This window comes from Herbaspirillum sp. C9C3 (genome assembly GCF_013359625.1).
Taxonomy (GTDB): Bacteria; Pseudomonadota; Gammaproteobacteria; order Burkholderiales; family Burkholderiaceae_D; genus Herbaspirillum.
This window is the reverse complement of sequence record NZ_JABFMQ010000002.1, coordinates 137,686-150,439: the sequence shown is the minus strand read 5'-3', so window position 1 is coordinate 150,439 and position 12,754 is coordinate 137,686. Positions and strand designations below refer to the sequence as shown.

At 63.1% G+C, this 12,754-nt stretch carries 12 protein-coding genes; 4 read left to right on the top strand and 8 right to left on the bottom strand.

The genetic code is table 11. From position 1 onward, the window contains the following. The first annotated feature begins 555 nt into the window (after positions 1 to 555). Positions 556 to 1,008, top strand: a complete 453-nt coding sequence (locus HNO82_RS02950; RefSeq protein ID WP_175342696.1) for an XRE family transcriptional regulator — start codon at positions 556 to 558, stop codon at positions 1,006 to 1,008. A 235-nt stretch (positions 1,009 to 1,243) separates the two neighbouring features. Here HNO82_RS02950 and ybiB read toward each other — a convergent pair whose 3' ends face one another. Then, positions 1,244 to 2,278, bottom strand: coding sequence for a DNA-binding protein YbiB (ybiB, locus tag HNO82_RS02945; RefSeq protein ID WP_175342695.1), 1,035 nt, complete (start codon positions 2,276 to 2,278; stop codon positions 1,244 to 1,246). A 128-nt stretch (positions 2,279 to 2,406) separates the two neighbouring features. Between ybiB and tsaD the strand changes: the two genes are divergently transcribed. Beyond that, positions 2,407 to 3,462, top strand: a complete 1,056-nt coding sequence (tsaD, locus tag HNO82_RS02940; protein WP_008325771.1) for a tRNA (adenosine(37)-N6)-threonylcarbamoyltransferase complex transferase subunit TsaD — start codon at positions 2,407 to 2,409, stop codon at positions 3,460 to 3,462. Positions 3,463 to 3,584: 122 nt separating this feature from the next. Here tsaD and plsY read toward each other — a convergent pair whose 3' ends face one another. The 4 genes from plsY to HNO82_RS02920 all read right to left on the bottom strand — a co-directional run bounded on the left by plsY (position 3,585) and on the right by HNO82_RS02920 (position 6,272). Next, positions 3,585 to 4,202 (bottom strand): glycerol-3-phosphate 1-O-acyltransferase PlsY, encoded by a 618-nt coding sequence (gene plsY, locus HNO82_RS02935; protein WP_008325770.1) that lies wholly within the window; start codon positions 4,200 to 4,202, stop codon positions 3,585 to 3,587. Positions 4,203 to 4,259: 57 nt separating this feature from the next. Beyond that, a complete protein-coding gene (locus HNO82_RS02930) occupies positions 4,260 to 4,760 on the bottom strand; it encodes an aminoacyl-tRNA deacylase (RefSeq protein WP_175342694.1) in 501 nt (166 codons plus the stop codon). Between the two features lie 75 nt (positions 4,761 to 4,835). Beyond that, positions 4,836 to 5,759 (bottom strand): site-specific tyrosine recombinase XerD, encoded by a 924-nt coding sequence (gene xerD, locus HNO82_RS02925; RefSeq protein ID WP_175342693.1) that lies wholly within the window; start codon positions 5,757 to 5,759, stop codon positions 4,836 to 4,838. A gap of 9 nt (positions 5,760 to 5,768) precedes the next feature. Continuing rightward, positions 5,769 to 6,272, bottom strand: coding sequence for a methylated-DNA--[protein]-cysteine S-methyltransferase (locus HNO82_RS02920; RefSeq protein ID WP_175342692.1), 504 nt, complete (start codon positions 6,270 to 6,272; stop codon positions 5,769 to 5,771). Positions 6,273 to 6,369: 97 nt separating this feature from the next. Between HNO82_RS02920 and HNO82_RS02915 the strand changes: the two genes are divergently transcribed. Further along, the gene (locus HNO82_RS02915) at positions 6,370 to 7,020 is read left to right on the top strand and encodes a VOC family protein (protein WP_175342691.1); all 651 of its coding nucleotides are present in this window, start codon (positions 6,370 to 6,372) and stop codon (positions 7,018 to 7,020) included. Between the two features lie 509 nt (positions 7,021 to 7,529). On the opposite strand, the gene HNO82_RS02910 is transcribed toward HNO82_RS02915, so the two are convergent. The 3 genes from HNO82_RS02910 to HNO82_RS02900 form a co-directional block, all read right to left on the bottom strand. Continuing rightward, on the bottom strand, positions 7,530 to 8,810 hold the full coding sequence (locus tag HNO82_RS02910) for a TRAP transporter large permease (protein WP_175342690.1): 1,281 nt from the start codon (positions 8,808 to 8,810) through the stop codon (positions 7,530 to 7,532). Then, complete coding sequence (locus HNO82_RS02905; protein WP_175342689.1) at positions 8,807 to 9,367, bottom strand: TRAP transporter small permease; 561 nt, start codon at positions 9,365 to 9,367, stop codon at positions 8,807 to 8,809. Before HNO82_RS02905 ends, HNO82_RS02910 begins: the two co-directional genes overlap by 4 nt. 130 nt (positions 9,368 to 9,497) lie before the next feature. Beyond that, positions 9,498 to 10,514: a TRAP transporter substrate-binding protein gene (locus HNO82_RS02900; RefSeq protein WP_175342688.1), complete on the bottom strand. Its 1,017-nt coding sequence runs from the start codon at positions 10,512 to 10,514 to the stop codon at positions 9,498 to 9,500. 203 nt (positions 10,515 to 10,717) lie between these two features. On the opposite strand from HNO82_RS02900, the gene HNO82_RS02895 reads away from it, so the two are divergent. Next, positions 10,718 to 12,745 carry a two-component system sensor histidine kinase NtrB gene (locus tag HNO82_RS02895; RefSeq protein WP_034349758.1) on the top strand — a complete coding sequence of 676 codons (2,028 nt, stop codon included), beginning with the start codon at positions 10,718 to 10,720 and terminating at the stop codon, positions 12,743 to 12,745. The last annotated feature ends 9 nt before the right edge of the window (positions 12,746 to 12,754 follow it).

The following is a 12,754-nucleotide window of genomic DNA, read 5'->3' as shown; positions in this document are numbered from 1 at the left end:
GGCTATTCATTCACCGGATGCCCGGTTCCCCTTTTCTCTGTCCCGCTATTCTAGCGCGCTTCGGGCGCGAAATGCCGCGCCGCGCCAGATCGTAAAGCCCGCATCGCGTACCACGGCGCGTGTCTCGCGACGGACACAAACCTTAAAAATTTGCGCCTGCCCGATGCACACGCAAGACATCTGGACCGACAATGCAGACATCACAAGACCGGCATCGTCCCTCCTGCGCCAAGCATGCGATGCACCCGGCCGGCCCTGCAACAAACTCTCCACGACGTACTTGCAGTGGCCTGATGACCTGACATCTGTGCACGGCGCACCGTGCCAAATGCGGCTGCACACTGCACCAAAGATCGCTGTGGAGACTTGCACATGGACGCTTTCCCATCGGCCGGAAATGCTTGCCGGAACTGCTTCGGCGGGGTGGCGTGCGACCCGTTGCCGGAGCGATGGCGCAGACGTTCAAGGCAGTGAGTATAAATCACGTTTGCGGCGTAACTCACCTCGGAAGCAAACGTACCCCGGAAAGCGCTACCTCAAAGTACCTTCGAAATCATGGAAACCGCCAATCAAAAATTCGCCAAGCGCCTGCGCGCAGCGATGGAAAAAGCTGGATACGAACCCAAGCCCGCCGTTCTGGAAAGGGAATTCAATCTGCGTTACTGGGGCAAGCCGATGACCCTGCATGGGGTACGCCGCTGGCTGCTGGGGGAGTCAATGCCCAAGCAGGACAAGCTGGAAACGCTGGCCGAGTGGCTCATTGTCACGCCACAGCATCTGCGCTTCGGCGAAGAACTCAGCAAGCGCATCGACAAGCGTCGCGCCCGCTGGGAAGAAGCCATCGGCTACCGCGAACGCGAAGCCTTCGAGGCGTTCATCAATCTGCCCGCGCCCCAGCGCAAGATCGTCAAGGAAGTGATCTTCGCCTTCTCCCAGCTTGCTATCCAGGCGGCCGAGAAGATCATTCCGGCCACCAAGACCACCCCGCGTCGTCGATCACGCACCTGAAGACGATCTCACGCTTTCACGCTCGTGCGTAGCGTCGGTCGCATGATTTCCTGACGTTTTCTCCCAGTTTCCCACCTCTCCGAATCACGATCCCGCCCCCCCCTGGGATCCTGCTTCTTCGCGTTGTTTTCTTATCGCCGGCCTGTGCAGGATCGGTCGCAGGCCACTGTGCTTGCGCGCACACCCTGTCAACATGTCAGCTTCCCGCCTCACGGGATCCTCTGTGGCACATCGTTCACGTGGCAGGCAGGTTGCCTCCCACGCGCGCGGCCACGTCGACACAGTGATCGACCTGCTCGGCGATGGCCTGCGGGACCGGACGGCGGTCTTCCAGCACCTCCATGATCCAGGCTGCGGTCGCAGCGGCGTCCTGTCCATCGGGCAGATCCGGCAGATCCTCGGCCACGCTCTGTTTCTCCACCAGCACGGTGCGCATGCCGCGACTGAACCAGTCGATGCGCTGGGCCCGCCGCGCATTGGCCACGGTCTCGCCTTCGGTACCGCGCATCAGGAAGGCATCACCGCGATCATGCGGGGCGGCATGACTGAAGTAGTCGGTCAGCATCTCCAGATATTCCGGATGGGTGTACGACGTCAGACGCAATGCGGGCTGCGCGAACGGCTGCATGATCTTGACCAGTGTGTGGGTGGAATTACGTACCCCCAGGATGCGACGCAGGTTCAGCAGGCGGGCCACTGCGGGTGCCAGGGCGGCGATCGGGATGAAGGCCGGCAGCCTGGCGGCCATGCGGGCTTCGACCTCGGCCGCCGACGCCGCATGAGGCACGCCCAGGGCGGTAAAGATCTCGGCGCTGGTCACGCGCTGCGGGTCCTGCGTGACGCCGTGCATCAGCACCGGCACGCCGCGACGCACCAGCAGCAGGCACAGCAACGGGGTCAGGTTGGCCATCTTGCGCGAGCCGTTGTAGCTGGGCAGCACCACCGGTGCATAGGGCCCTGCGGGCGCACGCAAGGGTGTGAACGAAGCCTCGGCGGCGGCCAGGAAGCCGGCGATCTCGTCGACAGACTCGCCCTTGATGCGCATGGACAAGAGGATGCCGCCGAGTTCGAGATCGCTGACGCGGCCCTCGAGCATGGCGGCGTACAGCAATTGCGCATCCTCGCGCGAAAGACTGCGGGCACCGTCCTTGCCGCGTCCGATTTCCTTGATGAAACGGGCGGCGGCGAAGGGGGCCGCTGACGGCAGCGCAGTGCCGGAGGCAGGCTCGACGGCCGCAGCCGGAGCAGGAATGTGGGCATCGTTTGACATGGGCGAAGGGTACACCAAAAGCGCCGGATGCCCCAGCTGCAGCGCTGGTGCGGCGGCTTTCCTTTACAATAGCGCCTTTGCCGCACGGTGCTCCTGCGCTGGTGCGGCGGCTTCATTGAGTGCATCCCATGTTAGTTCTCGGCGTCGAATCTTCCTGTGACGAAACCGGCCTCGCTCTGTACGACACCGAGCGCGGTCTGCTGGCGCATGCCCTGCATTCGCAGATTGCCATGCACCAGGAATACGGCGGTGTCGTCCCCGAGCTGGCCTCGCGCGACCACATCCGCCGCGCCATTCCGCTGCTCACGCAAACTCTGGCCGATGCCGGAGTGCCCGCCACTGACATCGATGCCATCGCCTACACCCAGGGGCCGGGTCTGGCCGGAGCGCTGCTGGTGGGTGCGTCCGTGGCCTGCGCGCTGGGTCTGGCGCTGGACAAGCCGGTGCTGGGCATCCATCACCTGGAGGGTCATCTGCTCTCGCCCCTGCTGGCGAGCAAGCCGCCGCGCTTTCCCTTCATCGCCTTGCTCGTCTCGGGCGGGCATACGCAGTTGATGCGCGTGGATGGCGTGGGGCGTTATGAACTTCTGGGCGAAACTCTGGATGACGCGGCTGGCGAAGCCTTCGACAAGTCGGCCAAGCTGCTGGGACTGGGCTATCCGGGCGGGCCGGCGATTTCGCGCCTGGCCGAGTTCGGCGATCCGAATGCTTATCAATTGCCGCGTCCGATGCTGCACTCCAAGAATCTCGATTTCAGTTTCTCGGGCTTGAAGACGGCGGTACTCACCGTGGTCAAGCAGCACAGCGCAAACATCTGCGAACAGGACAAGGCCAACATCGCGCGCGGTTTCGTCGATGCCATCGTGGACGTGCTGGTGGCCAAGTGCATGACGGCCCTGAAACAGACCAACCTGAAGCGTCTGGTCATCGCCGGCGGCGTGGGTGCCAATGCGCAGCTGCGCGCGGCCCTCGATGCGGCGGCAGCCAAGCGGCGTTATGAAGTCTTCTATCCGGAACTGCAATTCTGCACCGACAACGGTGCCATGATCGCCTTCGCCGGTGCCATGCGCCTGCGTGAGGAGCCGGGTGCGGCGCGCAAGGAATACGGTTTTGGCGTACGCCCGCGCTGGCCGCTGGATGAGTTGCGGCCGCCGCAGCGACAGGAAGACACCACTACTGCCTGAATCACGTAAATTATTTAAACGATATAAGCAAAAAGGGCCGCAATGCAAATTGCGGCCCTTCTTTCCAATCCAATCGGCAGGCTTGCCTGGCCTTAACTGGCCTTAACTGGCCTTACCTGGCCTTACTTGGCAGCCTTCTTCTTGTCGCCAATGCGGCTTTCCTTGCCCGCCAGCAGGTTGCCGATGTTCTTGCGATGGCGATAGATCAGCAGGGCCGCCATGGCCACCACCGCCAGCAGAATGCCATCGGTAGTACCGAACAACAGGCCGTAGTAGAACGGCGCAAACAGCGCTGCCACCAGCGCCGCCAGCGACGAATAGCGGAAGGCGAAGGCCACCGCCAGCCAGGTCGCCAGCGTCGCCAGGCCCAGCCACGGATCCAGCGCCAGCAGGATGCCCAGCGCAGTGGCCACGCCCTTGCCGCCGACAAAGCGGAAGAACACCGGCCACAGATGGCCCAGGAAGACGGCCAGAGTCACCAGCGCAATGCCGGTATCGTCCACGCCAAACTGCGGGCCGAACTTCTGTGCCAGCCACACTGCCAGCCAACCCTTGAAACCGTCACCCAGCAGGGTCAGCGCAGCCGCCTTCTTGTTGCCGCTGCGCAGAACATTGGTCGCGCCCGGATTCTTCGAACCATAGGTGCGCGGGTCGGACAGGCCAAACAGCTTGGAGACCAGCACCGCAAAGGACAGCGAACCGATCAGATAGGCCGCGAGGGCAAAGAGGATGTTGTACATGAGGAGGGGCTTTCTGTTGTCTCTGTCATTCGGGGGTGGCGGGCAGGTCGCACAGGCTCAGGCTGCGTCGGCCAGTGCACACTGCACCGCCTTGGCCGGCAGCACCTTCAGGATCACGGCCGGATCGATGCCGACCAGAAATCCCCGGCGTCCGCCGTTGATGTAGATCTTGTCGAGTTCGAGGATGGTCGACTCCACATAAACCGGCATGGTCTTGCGCGTGCCGAAGGGCGAGGTGCCGCCGATCAGGAAACCCGAGTGGCGGTTGGCCACTTCCGGCTTGCACGGCTCGACCGACTTGCAGCCAATCTGGCGCGCCAGGTTCTTGGTGGAGACCTTGCAGTCGCCGTGCATGAGCACCAGCAGCGGCTTGGCGGCCTCGTCCTGCATCACCAGGGTCTTGATGACCGCATGCTCGTCCACGCCCAGTTCGCGCGAAGACACCGAGGTGCCGCCGTGCTCCTCGTAATCGTAGGGATGCTCGGTGAAGACCACGCCCTGCTTGCGCAGGAATTGCGTGGCGGGGGTTTCGGAGATGTGTTCTTTCTTGGCGCTCATCGGTGTCTTCCTGACGGCAGGCTGACCGGCGCACAGGCCGGTCGGGCCGTCATGGGCGCACATTATGCCGCAAGATCAGCCGCGGGGGTGATGTGCGGCATGCAGTTGCTTCAAGCGTTCGCGCGCTACATGCGTGTAGATCTGGGTGGTCGAGATGTCGGCATGGCCCAGCAGCAGCTGCACCACGCGCAGGTCGGCGCCATGGTTGAGCAGGTGCGTGGCAAAGGCATGGCGCAAGGTGTGCGGCGACAGACGGACGGTGATGCCGGCCTGCAGCGCGTATTTCTTGATGAGCGTCCAGAACATCTGGCGCGTCATCGGCCCGCCGCGGGCGGTGACGAAGAGCGCATCATCGATCTGCCCCTGCAGGATCTGGCTGCGCGCCTCGGCCAGATAACGCGCCATCCACGCTCCCGCTTCCTCACCGAACGGCACCAGGCGCGTCTTGCTGCCCTTGCCGGTGACGCGCAAGACGCCCTCATTCATGCCGACCTCGATGCTTTTCAAGCTCACCAGTTCCGACACCCGCAAACCGCTGGCATACATCAGTTCGATCATGGCGCGATCGCGCAGACCCAGCGGCGTGGAGACATCGGGCGCTGCCAGCAGCGCCTCCACCTGCGCCTCCGACATGGTCTTGGGCAGGCGCTGCGGCTGGCGTGCCGAGCGCAGCTTCAGGCAAGGATCGGCGGCCACATGGTGCTGCCGCAAGGCCAGCTGGAAAAAGCGCTTCAGGACGGCGAGGCGGCGATTGGACGAGCTGGGCTTGGTGGCATCATGGCGCGCGGCGAAGTAGGCGTTGAGGTCTTCGGCCTGCGTGTCGTAGAGCGCCTTGGCGCGCTCCTGATAGAGCCAGTGGGCGTACAGGGTCATGTCGCGGCGGTAGGCTTCCAGCGTGTTCTTGGACAGGCCATCTTCCAGCCACAGGGTGTCGCAGAATTCGTCGATGGCCTCGCGGCTCACGGACGGGGCTTCGATCTTTGGTGTGGTGCGTCCCATGCCCGTGCGTCAGTATCCGGTCACGCCTTCGTGGCGCAGCAGCCAGCGCTTGACCTCGAGGTGGAAGCCATCTTCGTCGTCATGATGCGAGAAACCGCCCAGGCCACCTGCGGCCGTCACGCGATGACAGGGAATCACCAGCGGATACCAGTTGGCGCCACAGGCCTGCCCTACCGCGCGCGGTGCGGACTGGATACGCCTGGCAAGCTGCCCATAGGTCAGCACCTGACCGCAGGGGATCTCGGCAATGGCTTGCCAGACACGCTGCTGGAACGCACTGCCGACGGCCTGCAGCGGCAATGCGAAACGATAGCCAGGATCGGCCAGATAATGCGTGATCTGCTGCACCGCCTGCGCGGCCACGGCATCGCTGGCGTCCTGCTCGGCGTAGTGCGGCGGCAGATACACCATCTCCACCAGCGCTCCCGCCCGGGTGCGGATGCCCATGCCGCCGAAGGGCGTGTGCACCACGGCAGAGAACAGAGCGGTCAACGGGGAGTCGGCAGGGGTCATGGGAAAACCGGGCAATCGCGGCAAGGGCCTGGGGCGCCTATTGTAAGCAATTCAGGCACGGGCTTGATACCATCGGGCAAAACTTCCTGGAGACCGCATGACCGCTACCCCCTTGCACACCGCCCCCGACCACCTGGTCGTGACCGCATCCACGCTGGAGGCCGGCATGGCCTGGGTGGAGCAGCGCCTGGGCGTTTCCATGGCGCCGCGCATCGGCGGACAGCATGTGCGGCTGGGTACGCACAATGCCCTGCTGTCGCTGGGCGAAGGGTTCTATCTGGAAGTGATCGCCATCGATCCGCAAGCGCAAACGCCGGACCGCCCACGCTGGTTCGGCATGGATGACTTGCCCGCCGATGCCGCACCGCGTCTGGCGCACTGGGTGGCGCGCACCAGCGATATCACCGCCGCGGTAGCTGCCAGCCCCATCGCACCCGGTGTCATCGAACCCATGCAGCGGGGCACACTGGACTGGCTCATCACCATTGCTGCCGATGGTGCCCCGGCCTGCGCGGGCGTGATGCCCTCCCTGATCCAGTGGCTCAGCGCAGCGCACCCGGCCAGCGCCCTGCCCGAGCGCGGATGCCGCTTGCAGCAACTGGTCCTGGAACATCCCGCCGCGCAGCAATTGCAGGTGGCCTGGCAGAGCATCGGACTGGCCGATGCACGTATCGTCTTGAAGCAAGCAAAGCACGCCAGCCTGCGTGCTGTGGTGTCCACGCCACAGGGAGCGCGCATATTGGACTGATGCGCCGTCGCCCGATGCAAAAAATATAAACCGTATAAACGATTTATACGACCCATCACGACCACGCCACGCCAAGAAAAAAGGCGCATCCGCGGATGCGCCTTCAAAATACTCCTGATGCATTCCCGACCGTTTGAACGGTTTCAATCGAATGCACGTCTCCTCAGTTTCCCGGTATCGATACCGTTTGTTATGCACCACCCGCTTTGTATTCGGTGCTGCCTCGCTGCGCCCGTTCCGATGTGTCGGAGGGGTCACCGGTGAGGCAAGTACATCAACAACTCACTAGAAAAACTTGTTTGCAAAAACTCGATTGCCGGGACGGCAAACACCATCTGCCGATTCAGCAAAGCCCGCACTTTAGCAGCACTTCGTGCCGTTTCAAAGCACTTTTTCAGGGCAAAACCAACATACTTTTCAGCAACTTGACAGACATCTGACGAAATCGGCACCGACCTGGTGCGCACCCTCGCGGTGCCGATTTCATCGTCTCATGACGTCATCGCCGATCAGTTGTAGATCAGGTTGGGCAGCCACAGCGACAGGGCCGGCCAGTACGTCACCAGCGCCAGGAAACCGAGCATGGTCAGCAGCCACGGCATGACCGCGACGGTCAGTTCGGTGATGCCCATCTTGGTGATGCCCGAGGCCACGTACAGGTTCAGGCCCACCGGCGGATGGCACATGCCCACTTCCATGTTGACCACGATGAGGATGCCGAAGTGCACCGGGTCGATACCCAGCTTCATCGCCACCGGGAACAGGATCGGCGCCAGGATCAGCACGATGGACGAAGGCTCCATGACGTTACCGGCCAGCAGCAGCAGCACGTTGACCACCAGCAGGAAGGTGATCGGTCCCAGGCCGGAATCGGTGATCCAGGCTGCCATCGTCTGCGGGATGTTCTCGCTGGTCACCAGGAAGGAGAACAGCACCGCGTTGGTGATGATGTAGAGCAGCATGGCCGACATCGACGCCGAATCGAGCAGCACCTTGGGGACCTGCTTGAGGCTCATGTCCTTGTAGACGAACACGGCGATGAAGAAGGCGTACACCGCCGCCATGGCTGCCGCTTCGGTGGGCGTGAATACGCCGCTGTAGATGCCGCCCATGACGATGACCACCAGGAACAGGCCCCAGCCACTCTTGCGGAAGGCGGCGCCGCGCTCGGCCCAGGTCGCCTTCTTCAGGCGCGGGTAGTTGTTCTTGCGCGCCAGGAACCAGGTAGTCAGCCCCAGCAGGAAGGCCAGCAGCAGACCCGGTACCACGCCCGCCATGAACAGCTTGCCCACCGAGGTATTGGTGGAGACCGAATACATCACCATCACGATGGAAGGTGGGATCAGGATGCCCAGTGCGCCGGAGGTGGTGATGACACCCGCGCCGAAGCGTTTGGGGAAGCCCTGATTGACCATCGCCGGCAGGATGATGGAACCGATGGCCACCACGGTCGCCGGCGAGGAACCCGAAACCGCCGCGAACAGCGCGCAGGCCAGCACGCCGGCCAGGGCCAGGCCGCCATGCCAGTGGCCGACCATGGACGTGGCGAAGTTGATCATGCGCCGCGCCACCCCCCCATGGGTGAGGAAGTTGCCGGCCAGGATGAAGAACGGGATCGCCATGATCTCGAACTTCTCGATCCCGGTAAACAGCTTCAGAGCCACCGACTGGATAGGCACGTCGGTCATCGTGAAGAGGAAGGTCAGGACAGTCAGGCCCAGCGAGATCGAGATGGGCATCCCGGTCAGCATCAGGGCAAACAGCAAGACGAAAATGATCAGTGCATTCATGCTTTACCTCCGCTGCTTTCTTCGTCCAGACCTTCCACGTGGGCATGGTCATGCTTGGGCAAGTCGCCGGTGCGGTAGAAATTCCACGCGACCTGGAGGAAGCGGAAACACATCAGGTAGGAACCCAGCGGAACGGCCAGATAGACGATCCACATCGGCACCTCCATCACTTCGGAGGTGCTGTCGTGCTGGGCGATGTCGTAGACGAATTCGGCGCCGAAGGTGCCGACGATACCGGTGAAGAGCGCGCCGGCAAACAGGCCGAAGAGCACGAACTTGTTGCGCCACGGCGTGTTCATGCGGTTGATCAGCACGTCGACGCCGACGTGGATGCCGGTGCGCACGCCATAGGCGGCACCGAACTTGGCCATCCACACGAACATGTAGATGCACAGCTCCTGGGCCCAGCTCATGTTGATCTGGATGAGCCGGTCCTGCAGCCAGGGAATATCCAGGCCGGAGGCGTAGCGGTGTACCACCGCCACGAAAATGATGAAGGTGGCCGCGGCCATGAGGAACGCGATCAGCCACTCTTCCAGATGGTCGAGTAACTTCATTGAAGTCTCCTTGCGCCAGCAGGCCGATACCGTAGTGGTATCAGCCCATGACATTGCTTGTTCGGATTGGTCTTTACAGGGAGGCGCCCGCCTGGCTACGCAGGCGGGCGGCCAATGCAGCCGATGATGCTTACTTCTGACCCAGAGCTGCCGCTTCCTTGTTGACGGCGTCGATCAGGTCCTTGCCGATGCGACCGGCCATCTGCTGCTGTACCGGCAGCAGGGCCTTGCGCCATTCAGCCTTCTCGGCGTCGGTGAGACGATAGACGGTGGTCTTGCCGGACTTTTCGACGGCGGCCAGGGCCGCATCATTTTCCTGCTGGGCGATGGCGTTGGCGTACTTGGTGGCGTCCTTCATGGCGCCTTCAAGCTCGGTGCGCACGTCCGAGGGCAGGCCGTCCCAGAACTTCTTGTTGACGATGACCGCATAGCCCAGGTAACCGTGGTTGGAGACGGTGACGTCCTTTTGCACTTCGTGCATCTTCTGGGTGTACAGGTTCGAGGGCGGGTTCTCGGTACCGTCGACCACGCCGGTCTGCAGGGCCTGGTAGACCTCGGAGAAGGCCAGCACCTGCGGGTTGGCGCCCAGTGCACGCATCTGTGCATCAAGTACCTTGGAGGACTGGATGCGCATCTTCAGGCCACGGAAATCGGACGGATGATGCAGCGGCTTGTTGGCCGACATCACCTTGAAACCATTGTCCCAGTAAGCCAGACCGGTGATGCCCTTGGGCTCCAGCTTCTTGAAGAGGGACTTGCCGATGGGGCCTTCGGTGACGCGATAGAGCACGTCCTTGCTGGGGAAGATGTAGGGCAGGTCGAAGACCTCGAACTCCTTGACGCCCAGCGGACCGAACTTGGCCAGCGACGGCGCCAGCATCTGCACCGCGCCCAGTTGCAGGGCTTCCAGTTCTTCCTTGTCCTTGTACAGGGTGCTGTTGGGATAGACCTCGACCTTCACGCGGCCATGGGTGGCCTTCTCGGCCAGTTCCTTGAAACGCTCGGCAGCCTTGCCCTTGGGCGTGTCGTTGGCCACCACGTGGCTGAACTTGATGATGATGGGCTGCTGCGCGAAGGCGCTGGCAGCCAGGCCAACATTGACGACGGTGGCCGCAGCCAGCGCAAAGACGATGGACTTCAGTTTCATGCTTGTCTCCCCAGTGAGGTTTGAATGATTGTTCGTTCTTCTCGGATATGGCCGGTCTTGATGAGAACCGGATTGTGCCCGCGAATTTTCGCGGCCTCACCAAAGCAGGGCAACTGTGGAAAACCACAATGTCCCGCTGCCTGACCTTCCCGCTGCGCAGGAGGCTGGCGCCGGGCCTGGGGGGCGGCTACACTGGCGGCGTCATGAAAACCGTCCCGCCACCGCCGATCGCTCACCAGCCCGATGCCGCCTCGCAGTTGCAGGCCTCAGGCCGCAAGACGACCATGCGCTGGCTGATCCCCTTCCTGCTGATGTGCCTGTTTCTGGTCACGCTGATCTGGCTGCCGCGCCAGGCCCAGCAGATGGAAGCCAGCGAACGGCTGGAACAGTTGATCGCCGATTCGCTGTGGGTGGAACAGGCGATCCGCTTCCAGTTGAGTCGCGATGACGAGAGCATGCGCATCATTGGCCGCGAGATCATCAATGGCCGCCTGCACCGGGATCATTTCCGCAGCCGCTTGAATGCCCTGCTGCGCAACAACCGCGAGTTCTATCGCGTCACCTGGTTCAATGCCGAGGGGCGAGCGGTGGCCTCCACCGACGATTTCCCTATCGGTCGCAACGATCTCTCGCCCCCTTCGCTGATGACGTCCGACCGCGCGCAGCAGATGCACCGCCCGCTCTACAGCCCGCCGGCCGTGCCGCCCGGCATCGCCGAGCCGATGCTCATGGATTATCATGTGCCGCTGTTTCGCGACAACCATTACATCGGCAGCCTCGTGGCCAGCTACGCAGTGGCGCGCATCCTCAACGAGATGGTGCCGTGGTGGTTCGCGCAGGACAATGAAATCTCGCTCACCGATACCGACGACAATGTCGTGGCCCGCCGCACCTCGGGCGGACCGGGCCTGAACGTCTATACCCACCGGCGCGAACTGGAGCTGCCGGGCCTGACCCTGGTGCTGCATACCAACAGCACCAAGAGCGCCCCCAAGCTCCTGCCCAATCTGCTGGTGGGCTCGGTGATGGTGCTTTCGCTGGGCCTGCTGTGGAGCCTGTGGGCCTTGTGGCGCGACATCAACCGGCGCACCAAGGCCGAGAAGGCCCTGCTCAATGAAGCCGTATTTCGCGCGGCGATGGAAAATTCACTGGTCACCGGCATGCGCGCACGCGACCTGGAGGGCCGCATCACCTACGTCAATCCGGCCTTCTGCAAGATGGTCGGCTTCGCCCCCGAGGAGCTGGTAGGCAAGATCCCGCCCATGCCCTACTGGGCTCCGGAGGCCATGGATGAATACCAGGAGCGCTTCTCCAACGTGCTGGCCGGGCGCGCCACGCCGCAGTTCGAGACCATCTTCCAGCGTCGCGACGGCGAGCGCTTTCCGGTGCTGATCTTCGAGTCGCCGCTGGTGGACCAGGATGGCCGGCAGACCGGCTGGATGGGCTCCATCCTCGACATCTCCGAACGCAAGCGCGCCGAAGACCTCAACCGCACCCAGGAAGAAAAGCTGCAGGCCAGCGCCCGCCTGGCCAGCATGGGCGAGATCGCCTCGACCCTGGCCCACGAGCTGAACCAGCCGCTGGCGGCCATCTCCAGCTATACCACCGGGGCGCTGAACATGATGCAGCAGGGCCAGGCCGATCCCAAGGCGCTGCAACCTGCGCTGGAGAAGATCCATGCCCAGGCCCAGCGGGCCGGCCATGTGATCCGCAGCGTGCACCAGTTCGTCAAGAAGCGTGAACCGGCGCGCCAGCGACTGCAGATCCGGCAACTGGTGGAGAACGTGGCGCCGCTGGTCGAATTGCAGGCGCAACAGTTCTTCGTGGTGCTGCAGTGGCAGGTCCCCAAATCGTTGCCGCCCGTGCTGGGCGACCAGGTGCTGCTGGAACAGGTGCTCCTGAACCTGACCCGCAACGGCATCCAGGCCATGGCCGCCGTGCCGTCGGCGCGCCGCATCCTGCGCGTGAGCGCCGAGCTGACTCGCAATGACGATGGTGCAGAATCGGTCACGGTGTCGGTGATCGACCAGGGGCACGGGATTGCCGAGGACGTAGCGGCGCGCCTGTTCTCGCCCTTCTTCTCGACCAAGGCCGAGGGCATGGGCATGGGTCTGAACATCTGCCGCACCACCATCGAATTCCACGGCGGTACGCTCACTTACACCGATAACCCGGCAGGCGGTACAATCTTCCGGTTTTCGCTGCCTGCCCAGCGCACGCAGCCACAATAACGAAACGCC